The organism is Moraxella nasibovis (assembly GCF_029581575.1).
Lineage (GTDB): Bacteria > Pseudomonadota > Gammaproteobacteria > Pseudomonadales > Moraxellaceae > Moraxella > Moraxella nasibovis.
Window position 1 is genome coordinate 2,100,241 of the sequence record NZ_CP089975.1, and the last position, 14,798, is coordinate 2,115,038.

15 protein-coding genes and 1 riboswitch are annotated in these 14,798 nt (G+C 47.6%); of the genes, 3 read left to right on the forward strand and 12 right to left on the reverse strand.

The features are described from left to right. Positions 1-160: 160 nt before the first annotated feature. The 4 genes from LU290_RS09995 to nfsA all read right to left on the reverse strand — a co-directional run bounded on the left by LU290_RS09995 (position 161) and on the right by nfsA (position 3,651). Entirely contained in the window at positions 161-1,141 is a 981-nt protein-coding gene (locus LU290_RS09995; protein WP_277808430.1) for an ABC transporter substrate-binding protein, read from the reverse strand. Positions 1,142-1,194: 53 nt separating this feature from the next. Further along, the gene (locus LU290_RS10000) at positions 1,195-1,938 is read right to left on the reverse strand and encodes an ABC transporter permease (RefSeq protein WP_277808431.1); all 744 of its coding nucleotides are present in this window, start codon (positions 1,936-1,938) and stop codon (positions 1,195-1,197) included. Continuing rightward, entirely contained in the window at positions 1,935-2,651 is a 717-nt protein-coding gene (locus LU290_RS10005) for an ABC transporter ATP-binding protein (RefSeq protein ID WP_277808432.1), read from the reverse strand. The genes LU290_RS10000 and LU290_RS10005 overlap by 4 nt, the downstream gene beginning before the upstream one ends. Positions 2,652-2,672: 21 nt before the next feature. Beyond that, positions 2,673-2,759: riboswitch (TPP riboswitch) on the reverse strand. 109 nt (positions 2,760-2,868) lie between these two features. Beyond that, positions 2,869-3,651, reverse strand: coding sequence for an oxygen-insensitive NADPH nitroreductase (gene nfsA, locus LU290_RS10010; RefSeq protein WP_277808433.1), 783 nt, complete (start codon positions 3,649-3,651; stop codon positions 2,869-2,871). A 180-nt stretch (positions 3,652-3,831) separates the two neighbouring features. On the opposite strand from nfsA, the gene smpB reads away from it, so the two are divergent. After that, positions 3,832-4,299, forward strand: a complete 468-nt coding sequence (smpB, locus tag LU290_RS10015; protein WP_277808434.1) for an SsrA-binding protein SmpB — start codon at positions 3,832-3,834, stop codon at positions 4,297-4,299. Positions 4,300-4,375: 76 nt separating this feature from the next. Here the strand turns inward: smpB and LU290_RS10020 are convergent, their stop codons facing one another. After that, complete coding sequence (locus LU290_RS10020) at positions 4,376-4,918, reverse strand: EamA family transporter (protein WP_277808435.1); 543 nt, start codon at positions 4,916-4,918, stop codon at positions 4,376-4,378. Beyond that, complete coding sequence (locus LU290_RS10025; protein ID WP_277808436.1) at positions 4,902-5,360, reverse strand: EamA family transporter; 459 nt, start codon at positions 5,358-5,360, stop codon at positions 4,902-4,904. The genes LU290_RS10020 and LU290_RS10025 overlap by 17 nt, the downstream gene beginning before the upstream one ends. A gap of 175 nt (positions 5,361-5,535) precedes the next feature. Here LU290_RS10025 and LU290_RS10030 point away from each other — a divergent pair, with 175 nt between their 5' ends. Together LU290_RS10030 and LU290_RS10035 are read left to right on the forward strand one after the other, a co-directional pair. Continuing rightward, positions 5,536-6,003 (forward strand): Lrp/AsnC family transcriptional regulator, encoded by a 468-nt coding sequence (locus tag LU290_RS10030; RefSeq protein WP_277808437.1) that lies wholly within the window; start codon positions 5,536-5,538, stop codon positions 6,001-6,003. A gap of 219 nt (positions 6,004-6,222) precedes the next feature. Next, positions 6,223-6,801 carry a hypothetical protein gene (locus tag LU290_RS10035; RefSeq protein ID WP_277808438.1) on the forward strand — a complete coding sequence of 193 codons (579 nt, stop codon included), beginning with the start codon at positions 6,223-6,225 and terminating at the stop codon, positions 6,799-6,801. A 218-nt stretch (positions 6,802-7,019) separates the two neighbouring features. Here LU290_RS10035 and LU290_RS10040 read toward each other — a convergent pair whose 3' ends face one another. The 6 genes from LU290_RS10040 to pheT all read right to left on the reverse strand — a co-directional run bounded on the left by LU290_RS10040 (position 7,020) and on the right by pheT (position 14,790). Next, positions 7,020-7,922, reverse strand: a complete 903-nt coding sequence (locus LU290_RS10040) for a DMT family transporter (protein ID WP_277808439.1) — start codon at positions 7,920-7,922, stop codon at positions 7,020-7,022. Between the two features lie 212 nt (positions 7,923-8,134). Next, on the reverse strand, positions 8,135-10,210 hold the full coding sequence (gene ligA / locus LU290_RS10045; RefSeq protein ID WP_277809605.1) for an NAD-dependent DNA ligase LigA: 2,076 nt from the start codon (positions 10,208-10,210) through the stop codon (positions 8,135-8,137). Between the two features lie 219 nt (positions 10,211-10,429). Further along, the gene (locus LU290_RS10050) at positions 10,430-11,314 is read right to left on the reverse strand and encodes a cell division protein ZipA C-terminal FtsZ-binding domain-containing protein (RefSeq protein WP_277808440.1); all 885 of its coding nucleotides are present in this window, start codon (positions 11,312-11,314) and stop codon (positions 10,430-10,432) included. A gap of 222 nt (positions 11,315-11,536) precedes the next feature. Beyond that, positions 11,537-11,800: a type B 50S ribosomal protein L31 gene (locus LU290_RS10055; RefSeq protein WP_277808441.1), complete on the reverse strand. Its 264-nt coding sequence runs from the start codon at positions 11,798-11,800 to the stop codon at positions 11,537-11,539. Positions 11,801-12,019: 219 nt separating this feature from the next. Next, the gene (locus LU290_RS10060) at positions 12,020-12,316 is read right to left on the reverse strand and encodes an integration host factor subunit alpha (RefSeq protein WP_277808442.1); all 297 of its coding nucleotides are present in this window, start codon (positions 12,314-12,316) and stop codon (positions 12,020-12,022) included. 74 nt (positions 12,317-12,390) lie between these two features. Continuing rightward, positions 12,391-14,790, reverse strand: coding sequence for a phenylalanine--tRNA ligase subunit beta (pheT, locus tag LU290_RS10065; protein ID WP_277808443.1), 2,400 nt, complete (start codon positions 14,788-14,790; stop codon positions 12,391-12,393). Between the last annotated feature and the right edge of the window lie 8 nt (positions 14,791-14,798).

A 14,798-nucleotide genomic window follows, 5' to 3' on the forward strand; every position in this document is an offset into this window, starting at 1 on the left:
ATTTGGCTAAAAATAACTGCTTATGCTATCAAATTTTTGGCTAATTTAAAACCAATTTTACTTCTGTCTGTGTTTTGACTTTAAAATTAAACCAAAAACGCACCCATGAACAAGTGCGTTTTATTGTGGCGACATACTTAATAATAAGCAAAAATATCGCTTATGGTAGCTCTACCGCATATTCGCTCACATTTGGCAAACTTTTTACCAAGCCTTGCTCTTGCATGAATGTCGCCATCTGCTCATAGCGTGCTTGATCTAGAGCTTTTGGCTGTTTTGCCAGATGTGGCACAGTGTCCGCCCACGCCATGCGATTGAGCTCATTGTCCAGCTCATTTGGCTTGTAGCTCACGAAAATTTTCCATGCTTCGTCTGGATTTTGCTCAATAAAATCAGTCGCTTGGGTGATGGCTGTCATAAATCGTGCGTATTTTTCATCGCCGATGGTGTCTTTTTTTGCCACAAAAATCAGCTCATCATAAGCTGGCACGCCGTGCTGTTCTGGGTAAAACGCCACGCCTTCATGTTTTTCAAGTTTTAGCTGATTGAGTTCAAAATTACGAAACGCCCCAATCACGCCATCTGCCTGCTTGCTCAGTAGCGATGGCGACAGCGACCAATTGACATTGATCATCTGGACATCTTTTTCGCTTAAATTGGCAGATTTAAGCATGGTTTTTAGGAGCAATTCTTCAAAACCACTCACAGAATAGCCGATTTTTTTGCCTTTTAGGTCTTCTAATTTGGTAATGTTGCTGTCTTTTAGCACCACCAAGCTGTTCAAAGGCGTGTTAATCAGCGTGCCAATTCGCACCAGTGGCAAGCCTTCGGCAACCTGCTGTTGAAGTTGTGGCTGATAATCCACCGCAATGTCCGCCTGCCCTGCGGCAACCAATTTCGGTGGCATGGACGGATCGGCAGGCTCAACCACATCCACCGCCAAACCCTGCTCAGCAAAATAGCCCTTTTGCTTGGCGATGATGATGGCAGCGTGATTGGGATTAACAAACCAATCCAACAAAAGCGACACAGGCTGTGTGGTACTTGCTTGGGTTTGCGCGGCTTTGTCGTCTGCTTTTGGCGAACACGCCGCCAATAGAGCTGTCGCCAGCGTGGTTGCGATGATTTTTGAAAATTTCATAAAAACTCCTTGTTCATTTCATTTACCCAATGATTTGGTTGTTCAAATACTTTTTAATGCAAATGATTTGCCCATGGCACCCATCGTTTTAACAAATAATCGCCCAAAAAATACAAGCACAAAGCAATCACAAGCAAAACAAGTAATGCCACAAACATCAAATCCACCTGCATTCTGGCGTTGGCGTGCAACATCAAATAGCCAAGTCCTGCTGACGAACCCACCCATTCACCAACCACCGCCCCAATCGGTGCGATGGAGATGGCAATGCGAAGTCCTGATGCCAAAGCAGGCAAGCTGGCGGGTAATTTCACCTTTAATAACATCTGTATGGGCGTAATGCGATAGGTCTTGGCAATGTCCAGCCAAGCCACTGGTGTCTGACGAAGTCCATCAAAACACGCCGCCGTCACAGGAAAATAAATAATCAGCACCGTCATGACGATTTTTGAGGCAATGCCATAGCCAAACCACAGCACGAGCAAAGGGGCGATGGCAAAGACAGGAATCGCCTGCGAGATGATTAATAATGGCAATAACACGGACGAGACTTTCTTAGAGCTACTCAATATCAATGCCGACACAACGCCCATAGATACTCCAATGATAAGCCCAAGCAGGATTTCAAGCAGCGTGATTTTTGTGTGTTGCCAAACCAGTGCATGATGATCCAAAAACGACTGCCATACCAAACTGGGGCTTGGCAAAATATAGCGTGGCAACTCGCCAATGACGACCACCATTTGCCAAAGGACGAGCAAAATCACAGTAATGAGCGGAACTTTTAGCCACTTCATGACGCATCCCCTGACAATTCATGCAAAAGCTGGGCGTGCAGCTGACCAAAATTGTCGTCATCTAATGCCCTGATGGGGCGAGTTTGTGGACTGATTTTTGTGGCGATGGTGGCAGGCTGATGTTTTAGCACATAAATGTCATCGCTCAGACGAATGGCTTCTTGGGGGTCGTGCGTGATGAGTAACACGGTTTTATTACAAAGCAATTCGTACGCCAACGCCTGCAACTCATGGCGAGTAACCGCATCCAATGCCGAAAACGGCTCGTCCATCAGTACCAAATTGGCATCGCTCATCAGCGTACGGGCCAAAGCCACTCGCTGACGCTGACCACCTGATAATTGGTAGGGTTTTTTGTGCAAATGCTCGCTCATTTTTACCTTTGCCAATAAATCTTGAGCCAGACTTTGGGTTTGGGCGGAGCGTTTACCAGACAGATGGGCGAACAGTTGCACATTATCAAGCACCGAAAGCCACGGATATAGGGCATCTTGCTGTGCCATGTACGCCAAAGTCGTCCCAGTCGCCAGACGCACATCGCCTACAAAATCCGTATGCAGACCTGCAATGATTCTAAGTAGCGTGGATTTGCCCACGCCTGACGCACCAAGCAGACTGGTAAAACGCCCGTCAGATAGGGAAAAGTGAAATTGATGAAAAATGGACTGCTCGCCAAACTGTAGCGACAAATCACGAATGACAACTCGTTGCATATCAACACAACGACCAAAGACAATTAGGCATGGTTAGTTTCCTACGACAGCATTAACTGAACAGGTTCACGGGTATCATCTCAGCTCATCGCACCCCGACTAAATGAGAAAGATTATAACTTATTGCATCCAACATTGCAAAGCCTGCCATCAAAAAACCCTTTGCCAAACGATGACAAAGGGTTTTGGTGTGAATCATGAGTGAAAATCGGCAAAATTAACGCTTAGCAAAGCCTTGTTTTTGCAAATATTCCAACACAAACGGACGCACATCACCGCCAAAGGTATCGGCAATTTGAGCACGCCAATCCAAATCCAAGCCACGACCGTTGTAGTATGCTTTGACTTGTTCATTATAGTCTGCCAAGGCTTCATCGCTTGCCACTTGATAAGTGTCGGTAGAGACCAGCACTTCTAATGGCAAACGCGGACGCTGTGATTGGTTGATTTTAGATTCCCAGTCAGGGTGTCCCAAGCACAGACCAAACAATGGCACAACATGCTCAGGCAAGCCCAGCACTTCGCCCGCTCTGGCGATGTCATTACGCAGTGAGCCGATGAACACACCGCCTAAACCCAAGCTCTCGGCAGCAGCCAGCACATTTTGTGCCATCAATGCCACATCAATCGCCCCAATTAAGGTTACTTCCATCCAGTCTGTCTGCACATCGGCAAGCTGGTTGTGGCGCTTGGCATCCATACAAAATACCAAATATTCGGCACACGATTCCACATAGCCATGCCCCAAACGCTTGCCATCAGCCACCGCCTGCTGATACGCTTCATCGCTCATATCACAAGAAATCTGACGCAGTGCCGTGCGTTTTGCCGTATCTTTGACACGAATGATGCTAGATGCCTGCAAAAAGCTGGAAGTTGAGACCGCACGCCCCGCTTCTAAAATGGCGGTCAGCATTTCATCGGAAATCGGCTCGCCTGTGTATTTACGCACCGAACGATGATTGAGCAGAGTCTCTAAAGTAGGCTTGCTGTTTAGCATAAAAACATTCCTTAAATAAAGTCAATAAAATAACACGCCATCATGGTATCAATTATCCGTCATAAAGGCAAATTGAATTGATGGATATTTTGGTAAAAGCGACTTGTAACAAATGCACTACTTTATCCAAGCCAAGATTTTGTTATAATAGCAAAATTAAAAAAATATCGGACAACGAACATGGCAAAAAAACCAAGCAACCAAATCTGCGCTAACAAAAAAGCAAGGCATGAATATTTTATTGAAGAGACTTTTGAGGCGGGGCTTGCCCTAGAAGGCTGGGAAGTCAAATCCATTCGTGCAGGCAAAATGACCATCACGGACGCTTATGTGATTTTTAAAAATGGCGAGGCTTTCTTGTTCGGTGCGCACATTCAGCCACTACTGACCAGCTCAACGCACATCAACCCTGACAACATTCGCACCCGAAAGCTACTGCTCAACCGCCGTGAGATTGACAAATTATTCGGCATGGTTAATCAAAAAGGCTATGCGGTCGTGCCACTGTCTTGCTATTGGAAAGCATCTCGTGTCAAATGTGAAATCGCCCTTGCCAAAGGCAAAAAACTCCACGACAAGCGAGCCACCTTAAAAGAGCGAGATTGGCAAATGGACAAAAAGCGTGGCTTTAAGGCGGATTTTCGTTAATCACACGCCCAATCCCATCACAAAAAAAGGTCGCCATATTAGCGACCTTTTTTGTATTCATCAACAATTCACACCATTAGGCGAGCTTGCTCTTACGCATGGCAAAAACGCCCTGCCCAATCAAACACAAAATCCCCGCCCAAATCAGTCCGTAGCTTGTAAGCATGTCCCAAGTAAACACACCGCCCAATACCGTTACCGCAAGCACAAATAACAACGCAGGCTCCAAATAACCAATCAGTCCAAATAAGCTCACTGGCAAAAGGCGATTGGCTTCTAAATGCGACTGCAATGCCAAAATACTCACCACGCCCAGTCCTGCTACTTTGATGAGTAGCCAGCCGTCTTGCAATACCAAATGCACGGTCGCCATGTCATACATGAGCAAGTACACCAAGCAAAACGGCGCGATGAGTATTGCGTCCAAAAATAAGCCTGTAACTGCACGCACACCTTGGGCTCGTCTCATGGTGTAATAAATCGGATAGGTCAAGCATACCCAAAAAGTCGCCCAACTGATTTCGCCCGTGCGAACAATCTCTGCACACACGCCAGCCAACGCCAAAGCAACGGCAAGCCACTGAATCTTGGTTAATTTTTCTTTAAAAAACACAGCCAAACAACACCATCACCAATGGAAATAAAAAATAACCCATCGCCGCCTGTACACCTTGGTTATTTAGCGGTGCCCACATGAATAGCCACAGCTGGCTGGCAAAAATTGGGGTCGGTGCCAGTAGCCACAGCCACGACTTCACGCCACGCACCGCCTTTAAATCATCAACCACACCTTTCATCTGACCACTGACTGCCAAAAATGCCAGCAAACACGCCAAAATCATCACCATTCGCCACAAAAACACACTTGTGCCTGTCAAAGGCGACAGCCATTTTCCGTACGAGTACAGTACGCCAAACAGCACATTGGCAAGCACTACCAACGCCACGCCAAAGACAAATTGGCGGCGTTTTTTGTGTTCAGCTTGGACAGTCTGGGTCGATGTTAATGCCACAGGTGTGGTCAAAACAGCAGAATCAGATAAAGAAATGTTGGTGGTCATGGTCGGTCAATCTTGATAATATGAAATAAAGAATATTAAGCAATGAATGTCGCTCATTTTAATGGATTGTTTTGAGAAAAATTGCCAAAAATAAGCCAATTTGTGATTTTATTTTGCAAAAATTTTGCTTTATTGATAAAATTTTTCATCATTTGCCAATGGAATGATTGTAATCATGAATCAGATGCTAGACGACACCGACAAACTCATCTTAAACCTACTCCAAGACGATGCGACCTTGCCACTCAAAACCATCGCCGAACAAGCAGGCGTATCAGTCGCCACCGCTCAACGCCGTATCAACACACTCATTGACAATGAAATCATCGACCGACAAGTCGCCATCATCGACCCTGTCAAGGTGGGCTACACGCTGACCGTACTGGTGATGATTAAAATGGCAACTTCCAGCGTCTCCATGCAGCAGCGCTTTGAGCGAGTGATGTCTGCCGAACCCCAAGTCATGATGTGCTATGAAATCTCTGGCGATTATGATTTTGTGCTGGTGGTCAATAGTCAAAATATGCAAGATTATCATGCTTTTACACGCAAATTTTTGACCAGTGAAAACAATGTCAATCACTTTAACAGCCAGTTTGTGATGAATTTTATCAAATCTGGCACAAAAATTACGCTAAAATAAGCATTTTAAAATTGATATAAAATGTACCGCAAATCCGTAGGAGCGAAAAATCTTTCGTTCCTACAAGACCGTAGTCATAGGTTGGGCTCATCAAATAGAAAACCCAACAAATTCAATAAGTTATGCTAAATATGGTGGGCAAAACCCACCCTACACAACTTATTTGGCTATTATGAGAATTTATAAGCGTTTATTAGTATCTTATTTTAAGGATTTTGTATGAAAAAAATCGTCTGTTTGCCATTATTGGTCTGCCTGCTGACCGCTTGCGATCAACAAGCCACAAACACCGCAGCCACCCCAAGCGAGCAACCAACTACCGTATCAGCCACTGAGTCATCACACGGCTCAAATCCCCATGATTTAGAAGTCTTAGCAAAAACATTGCCTGACGATGGCACAGCCGAAGCCAAACCCATCACAACGGCAGACGGTAACATTCAAATTGATTGGTCGTTCATTGACACCAAAACCACTCGTGCCGACACCGCCAATTATGCCTATCCCATCGCCATTGACAGCAATGCCGTCAAAAACTACGCCAAAGCCTACAACATCAGCGATAAAGCCGCTCAGCACAGCATTGTCGTGAGTATGGCAGCCCCAGAAGCCTTAGGCAAATTACTTGACCAATTAGAAAACCATTACCGCAGCCACGAGCTGACCGATGGAGCGGACATGAAACTCATCGTCCATACCACGCATGAGGTGGTCGCTGACACGCACGAATATGTGTTTGCTGATAAATTTGGCGAAGGCTTGGTGCTACCGATTGAAATCAGACCTGCCACTAAATAACAAAAAAGGCGAACAATCATCTATACCCATAGAGCGGTAAAGTTACCACAAAATTAGGTAATCGCATAGGGTGGGCTATGCCCACCGTTTTAAGCATAAGCTATTGAATTTGTTGGGTTTCGTTTCACTCAACCCAACCTACGACATCACATCATTGCATGGTAATTTTATCATTCGGTGGATATAAGATTTTCGCCTTTTTGATTTTTGTGGCAAAGTTAATGGCTTTTTGCCTTTAAAGAACCCAAATAGATGGCAAACATCACCAAAAACGCACCGCCCCACTGTGTGCCATTGATCGCTTTATTTAGCCAAAAATAATCAATCAGCAGTGCCGCCACAGGCTCGGTCAATAAGAGAAGTCCTGTCAAAGACAGCGCCAGCTTTGGAATGGAATAGCCAATCAGCCCCCACGCCAAGCACTGCATGACCGCCCCATAAACAAAAATCCAGCCCCATTCACTCATCGTTCTTGGCATGATCTGCCCCCAGTCCCACATCAGCATCATGGGTAATAATGACAACGCTCCGCCCATGCCAACAATGGTCATCATCGGAAAAATTGCCACCTTTGCCGTCTCGTGCGTACGGCGAACATACGCCATGGACAACGCCAAAAATCCCCCAGACGCAATGCCAGAGACAAAACCCCACAAAGCCGCCTGATTATGAGCAAACTCAGGGCTGGCAATGAGTGCCACGCCCACCGTCGCCAGCACCAAACTTGAAAGCTGCATTTTGGTCTGTCGCTCGCCAAACCACACAAAGGCAATGAACGCCAAAAAGAAAATCTGCAAGCTGTTGAGCAGTGTTGAAATCCCTGGTCCGACCGCATAAATACTCTCATGCCAGAGTGCCAAATCTAGCCCAAGTGCCACGCCGGATGCCACCGCAAATGCGATGGCTTTTTTGTTGGTGGGAAATGATTGACCGAACAGCACCGCCAAAGCAAAAAAGATGCCTGCCGAGATCAACAGTCGCCAAAATGCCATCGCAAAACCGCCCACGCCATCAACATGAGCGACAATCAAACTACCCAATCCAAATAAAACACAGCCCACCACCAGTCCAAACATGGACAATAACTCACTGGTGCTTTTTGCCTGCTTGCCTGCTTCCATCTTTTGTCTCAATCATCACTAGGATTTATGTGATGCACGGGCGAAAGATTTTTCACCCCTACCTCCAAAACCTTGCGTGTCATTTTTAAAGCCTTTACCATACCACCTGCAAACCAATAGGACAACTTGGGGCAAAAAACTTTCACGCCTGCCATGCCTTTTATGATCAGATGGTGGTTAAATGGTGGGCAAATAATGACTACTTTATCAACTCACCCATCATTTGACAGACGGCCGTGTGTCATCAAAAGCTGCACAAACTCATCTTCTTGAACGATATTGACGCCCAGCTGTGTGGCTTTATCCAATTTTGAGCCTGCTTTTTCGCCTGCCAATAGAACACTGGTTTTTGCTGAGACCGAGCCTGAGACCTTCGCCCCCAACGCTTGCAAATGAGCCTTTGCCTCATCACGCCCCATGACGGACAAAGTGCCAGTCACTACCCAAGTCTGCCCATCAAGCGGTGCCTCCGCCTCGCTGACCTGCACCGCTTGCCACACCACGCCTGCACCAAGCAAACGGTCAATGACCTCGCTGTTGTGCGTACTTTGGAAAAATTCATGAATGCTTTGGGCGGTAATCTCCCCCACATCTGGCACGGTCAAAAAGTCGTCTGCACTGGCTCGTCTGATCGCCTCAAAATCAGCAAAATGCTGTGCCAAATTCAGTGCTGTTGATTCGCCCACGCCACGAATGCCCAGCGCAAAAATAAAGCGTGGCAGGGTGGTGTTTTTGGATTTTTCAATGGCGGCAAGCATATTATTGACCGATTTTTCGCCCAAGCCCTCCAAAGTCATCAGGTGGTCTTGGTGCTGTACCAGCTCATAAATGTCTGCCACCGTGCGAATCAGCCCCATCTCAAAAAACTTAATCAGCCACTGCTCGCCTAAGCCGTCAATATCCATCGCGCGGCGAGACACAAAATGCACCAAAGCCTCTTTGGACTGAGCAGGACAATACAAGCCACCTGTGCAACGAGCCAGTGCCTCGCCCTCTGGTAAGACGACCGCCGATTCACACACAGGGCAGGTTTTGGGCAGATGAATGGGGCTGACCGCACCATCTCGCATCTCCAATACCACGCCTGATACCTTGGGAATCACATCGCCTGCACGATGAATGCTGACCATATCGCCTGCCATCAGCCCAAGTCGCCCAATCTCGCCAAAGTTATGCAAAGTCACATTGCTCACCGTAACGCCACCCACATTGATGGGTTCAAGTTTACCCACTGGGGTCAGCTGACCTGTGCGTCCCACTTGCCATTCCACCGCCACAAGACGAGTGATGGCACTTTCGGCGGCAAATTTATACGCCGTCGCCCAGCGCGGCTCACGACTCAAAAAGCCCAAATCATTTTGCAAATCCAGCGAATTGACCTTGACCACCACGCCATCAATCTCAAATGGCAAATCAGCTCGTGTTTTGGCGATATTCTCATAAAAATCCTGCACACCTTTGGGGGTGGCTGCTGTACCAAACGGTGCCGTCTCAAAGCCCAGCGAGCGTAGATATTCCAAAGCACCACTTTGGGTCGTGATGTGGCTTGGCAACCCTTGATTTACCGAATACCCAAAAAAGGCAAGCGGTCTGGCGGAGGCAATGGCAGGGTTGAGCTGTCTTAGACTGCCTGCGGCTGCATTTCTTGGGTTGGCGAAGGTTTTTTCGCCACGCTCGGCACTTTCACGGTTTAATTTTTCAAAGCCTGCCTTTGGCATCAGCACCTCGCCACGCACCTCCAATAAAGCAATGTCAGCACACGCTGGCAACACCTGCGGCAGATTGCGAATGGTGCGAACATTGTGCGTGATGTCCTCGCCCACACGCCCATCGCCACGAGTTACTGCCTGATGAAACACACCATGCACATATTTTAAAGACACTGCCAAACCATCTAATTTCAGCTCCATTTCAAATTCTGGGTGCTGATTTTTGCTGTCTAAGCGGTCGTTGATACGCCTGATGAATGCCGTCAACTCATCAAAATTAAACACATTACCCAAAGACAGCATGGCGATGTCATGCATTACCTGCGTAAAGGCAGGCAAAGGCTTGTCGCCCACTTTGTCGGTGGGGCTGTCGGGCTGTTTTAGGGTAGGAAATTGACTTTCTAGGTCAAGTAATTTTTGGCGTAAGCTGTCGTACTCGCCATCAGAAATGCTCGGATTGTCCAGCACATAATAGGCGTGGTTGTGTTTTTTTAGCGCGTCAATCAAAAGACGCATCTGTGTGATGATCTTGGCATCTTGGTCGTGCTGGTCATCAATAAAGCTAAACAAATCAGTCATGGTAAATTCACTATTTTCATTCATCACGCTCTAAAAGCTACTGTCCGCTGCATTCAAAAGCCAAATGGAGCGTTTGTATGGCAAAAAGGCTTGTGGCGTGTTTTGGTGTTTTGATTTTGGGGAAGCTTGCGCATCACCGAAAGCTGTTTTTTGGCAGAAGTGGCATGCACAATGACACAAAAAACCGCCTGAAACAGACGGTTTATAACCCAAAAATACTTATTGATAATCGGAAGCGATGGCACGCATTCTGGCAAATTGGGCATCGTCCAGCGGCTGACCGTTTTCGTCATACAAATTCGCATCTAGGTCACTGGCGATCATCTGAGCCACCGACACCATGCTGTCAAAGCCACGCAAGGCATGCGGGTGCGGCAGCGATAAAAACAGCACTAGGCCGTTAAAATAACTCTCTGCCAGCTCGTTCAAATCAAAGGGCTGCACGCCTTCGTCATTGGCGCCCAGCATACTAAACCACAGGTCGCCCATGCCGTTTTCATGCTCATAACGATGAAACATGTTCATCACGCCGTATTTTAGACCGTATTCACGCACGATGCCAAGCACGGTCTTGCCAGACAAGCCTGCAAACTGATTGCGTGGCGTAATCATCACCGTGATGGTGTCTTGGGCGTTGAGTAGTGGGCTGTTATCCTGATCGAAAGTCTCTTGGTCGCTTAGGTGCTTGTCAAGCAGTGGCGAGTTTTGCTCAAAAGAGTGGTTCAGCTTACGCATCGCTTCATCTTCTTCGTGCGTCATGATGTCGCCTGCATCAGGCTCAAAGGCAGGCTCAGAGCGCACAGGTGCTGGCGCCGAGACCACCTGTGGCGCACGCTCACTGACCACAGGCGATGAAGCCGCCACCGCCGCCATACTGGTGAGCGCATCTGGCACATCTTCTTCATGGGGTACTGGCACAGAGTCAAAAGTCGGACGAGAGCGCTCGTCTCTGGGTGTGATCGGCAGCCCATTTTTATGATTGACATCACCCAAGACCGCAAGCGACCCTTTGCTTTTCATGGCACGCCATACGATGCGTCCAAGCACAAAAAAACCCACGATGATGGCAAGAATCGCCAAAACAATCCAAACATTATTGTCCATAATCACCCCAAAAAGATTGCACCAAAATAAGTCATTGAATCGCCATAGTCTATCATGATGCGCCCAATTCGTCATCTATTTGTTGGATAATTTTAATAAATTTGGCACATTTGGGCTGTTTTTGGCAAATGACGCTCATACTGCCAAAAACAGCAGCTCAAAGCTTAGCAGACATAAAAAAGACCGCCCCCAAAGGACGGTCTTTTTTTGTCATTGTCAAACTTAGGCTTTTTTGCCACGGCTTGCAAATGCACCAAAACGCTTGTTGAAGCTCGCCACACGACCTTCGTTAGAAGCTTTACGCTGCTCGCCAGTGTAGAATGGGTGAGACGCACTTGAAATATCCAGTGGGTAGTATGGATATTCTTTGCCTTCGTATTCACGAGTTGCTTTGGTTGCAACAGTTGAGCGAGTTAGGAAATACACATCCGCGTTGGTGTCGTGGAATAGAACTTCTTTGTAATCTGGGTGAATGTCTTTACGCATGATAATCGTCCAATAAACCTAAGCACTAATACATACTGCCTTGACCTGCCACTGCCTGTCATTACAGCCGAACATAGCCACGCCATCACCAACCAACTTTGGCACGCCGCACCATGTTTTTTATCCATTAGCCCACTTAGGTGGGAAAAATGAGCCAATATTATAGCAATAATTCGCCCATCTTTCAAGCCAAAATTCGCCCAAAAACCACCAAACCCATCAAATGTCGTGTTCCATCTCAACACGGGTGCGAAACTTCTGCCCTGCCTTAAAAGTGACCACACGGCGGGCTTTGACGGGGACGCTTTCGCCTGTTTTTGGATTGCGACCTGGGCGGGATTTTTTGTCTTTGAGCTCAAAATTACCAAACCCAGAGATTTTTACTTCCTTGCCGTCAGCCAGACTTTGGCTGATTTCTTCAAAAAACTTATCAACGATTTTTCTGGCATCTTGACGCGTGATACGCAAACGAATGGTCAAGCGGTCAATCATATCAGCTTTGGTTAATGCACTCATGATTTTTCCTTATTTATCAATGATTTAGCATAAAGTATGCTAAGGACAAAAGCAGTGGCATACTCTTTATTCAACTAGCTGTCTCGTAGCTGGGCGTGGTGTCTGTCAGCCAAAGTCTTGGCAACTTTATCCATCGCCGATTTGATCAGCTCGTCTTCAAGGGTTGCTTCACTGTTTTGGAACAGCATCGCAAACGCCAACGATTTTTTGCCTTCTGGCAGACGCTCGCCTTGATAGACATCAAACAGCCACAAATCGGTCAGATACTCGCCTGCTGCTTTGCGAATGTCGCCCATCAAATCTTGCCACTGCACCGACTTATCCACCAAGAACGCCAAATCACGGCGAACACTTGGGAATTTGCTCGGTGCGGTGATGGCGTGGTTCGTGCGGTGCAAAGCGATGAGCGTTTCAATGGCAAATTGCGCCACCCACACCACCGGCAAGTCCAGCGCCTTGGCAATGCTTGGGTGCAACTGACCAAACCAGCCCAAACGCACGCCACCCACGGTCAAATAGGCACTTTGACCAGGGTGCAAAAACGCCAAATCGGCTCGTTCGTAGGCGATTTGGGCTTTGTTTAGGCTTTGTGGCAACAGACTTTCAACATCTCGTTTTAGGTCAAAAAAGTCCATCGCACGCTTGTCATAAATGCCCTCGTCCGCCACCAATCCTGTCGCCACCATCGCAAGGCTTGGCGTTTGTACCAGATTTTTGATGTCTTGACCAACAAAAGACAGACCTGTTTCAAACAGTCGCACACGAGACTGCTGGCGTTTTAGGTTGTGCGACACCACAGGTAGCAGACTAGACAACAGCGTGCGTCTCATCACCGCAAGCTCTGATGAGATTGGGTTGGCAAGTGGCAACACCGCCCCCAATTTTTCATCATCAAACAGCGACTCAATCTTGGCATCACTAAAACTAAAACTCACCGCCTCAAAGTAGCCAGAATGTGCCAGTGCCAATTTGAGCTTATGTGTCAAATCCGCCGTGTCGTCATAGCTCATGTCAAGGGCAAAATCTGGCAGACGCGTGGTAATATTGTCATAGCCATAAATGCGAGCCACTTCCTCCACCAAATCCTCGGCAATATTCATGTCAAAGCGATGGCTTGGTGGCTGACAAGTGAAATTTTGTCCATCGAAAGTCGTGGCAATTTCTAAGCGATTTAAAATATCCACCACTTCATCGCTGGGTAGGCTAATGCCCAAAAGCTGTTCAATTTTTACCGCTGGCAAGACAATTTTTTCACGCTTTGGCAATTTGTCGGTATTTTCAACCGTCGTGACCTGCCCCACTTGTCCGCCTGCAATGTCGTGAATGAGCGTGGTGGCACGATTTAGGGCGGTCAATGGCAATTCAAAATCCACGCCTCGCTCAAATCGCTGACTTGCATCCGTGTGCAAACCAAAGCGTCTGGCTCGCCCTGCGATGGCAAGCTGATTAAAATGCGCCGATTCTAGCACGATATTTTTGGTGTCGTCCGTTACCGCTGAACGCAAGCCACCCATGATACCGGCCAAAGCCAGCACGCCCACATCATCAGCGATCACCAGCTCATCGCCTGACAAAGTGATGGTCTGCTCATTTAAAAGCTCCACCTGCTCACCTTGCGTGGCAAAACGCACAACAATGTCGCCAACAATCTTATCTGCGTCAAAGGCGTGCAAAGGCTGACCCAGCTCTAGCAATACAAAATTGGTTACATCAACCAAAAAATTATGCGTACGCACGCCCGATGCCATCAAATGCTCGCTAAGCCATTTTGGACTTTGTGCCGTGCGGTCAATATTGCCAATAAACTGAGCCAAATAGCGTGGGCAAGCCTCATCATCAATGACTTTGACGCTTGGGGCGGTGCTGATGCTTGGGGTGGTTTGGCGAATTTCTGGGCGGTTTAGGGGTAGGCGGTTAATCACGCCGATCTCACGAGCCAATCCCAGCGCACTAAAACAGTCGCCACGGTTTGGGGTGATGGAGATGTCAAAAATCATCGCATCCAAGCCCAAATAATCACGCACATTCACGCCAATGGGTGCGTCTGCTGGCAATTCTAGCAAGCCATCAATCTCATCTTCAAGACCGATTTCGGACGCACCACAAAGCATGCCTTGGGACTCTACGCCACGCAATTTGCCTTTTTTGATTTTAAATTCTTTACCGTCAATCGGTGGCAACACCGCCCCAACGGTCGCAACGGCAACTTTTAAGCCCACTCGTACATTGGGGGCACCGCAGACGATTTGTAAGGGGGTAGAGTCGCCCACATTGACGGTGGTAACACGCAAACGGTCGGCATCTGGGTGCGGCTCACAGGTGATGACCTCGCCCACCACCACGCCACTAAAGGCAGGGGCAAGCGTCTGTGCGTCATCAAGCTCAAGCCCTGCCATCGTGAGCTGGTCGCCAAGCTCGTCCGATGTGTTGGCAGGATTTACCCATTGTCTTAGCCAATTTTCACTGATTTTCATAAGTTTCT

What these genes read in the sequence shown, in the direction of transcription:
- LU290_RS10030 (WP_277808437.1), top strand. Translation starts at nt 5,536, where the DNA reads ATGAATCAGATGCTAGACGACACCGACAAACTCATCTTAAACCTACTC.
- smpB (WP_277808434.1), top strand. Translation starts at nt 3,832, where the DNA reads ATGGCAAAAAAACCAAGCAACCAAATCTGCGCTAACAAAAAAGCAAGG.
- LU290_RS09995 (WP_277808430.1), bottom strand. Translation starts at nt 1,141, where the DNA reads ATGAAATTTTCAAAAATCATCGCAACCACGCTGGCGACAGCTCTATTG.
- LU290_RS10050 (WP_277808440.1), bottom strand. Translation starts at nt 11,314, where the DNA reads ATGGACAATAATGTTTGGATTGTTTTGGCGATTCTTGCCATCATCGTG.
- nfsA (WP_277808433.1), bottom strand. Translation starts at nt 3,651, where the DNA reads ATGCTAAACAGCAAGCCTACTTTAGAGACTCTGCTCAATCATCGTTCG.
- pheT (WP_277808443.1), bottom strand. Translation starts at nt 14,790, where the DNA reads ATGAAAATCAGTGAAAATTGGCTAAGACAATGGGTAAATCCTGCCAAC.
- LU290_RS10025 (WP_277808436.1), bottom strand. Translation starts at nt 5,360, where the DNA reads ATGACCACCAACATTTCTTTATCTGATTCTGCTGTTTTGACCACACCT.
- LU290_RS10040 (WP_277808439.1), bottom strand. Translation starts at nt 7,922, where the DNA reads ATGGAAGCAGGCAAGCAGGCAAAAAGCACCAGTGAGTTATTGTCCATG.
- LU290_RS10060 (WP_277808442.1), bottom strand. Translation starts at nt 12,316, where the DNA reads ATGAGTGCATTAACCAAAGCTGATATGATTGACCGCTTGACCATTCGT.
- LU290_RS10005 (WP_277808432.1), bottom strand. Translation starts at nt 2,651, where the DNA reads ATGCAACGAGTTGTCATTCGTGATTTGTCGCTACAGTTTGGCGAGCAG.
- LU290_RS10000 (WP_277808431.1), bottom strand. Translation starts at nt 1,938, where the DNA reads ATGAAGTGGCTAAAAGTTCCGCTCATTACTGTGATTTTGCTCGTCCTT.
- LU290_RS10055 (WP_277808441.1), bottom strand. Translation starts at nt 11,800, where the DNA reads ATGCGTAAAGACATTCACCCAGATTACAAAGAAGTTCTATTCCACGAC.
- LU290_RS10035 (WP_277808438.1), top strand. Translation starts at nt 6,223, where the DNA reads ATGAAAAAAATCGTCTGTTTGCCATTATTGGTCTGCCTGCTGACCGCT.
- ligA (WP_277809605.1), bottom strand. Translation starts at nt 10,210, where the DNA reads ATGACTGATTTGTTTAGCTTTATTGATGACCAGCACGACCAAGATGCC.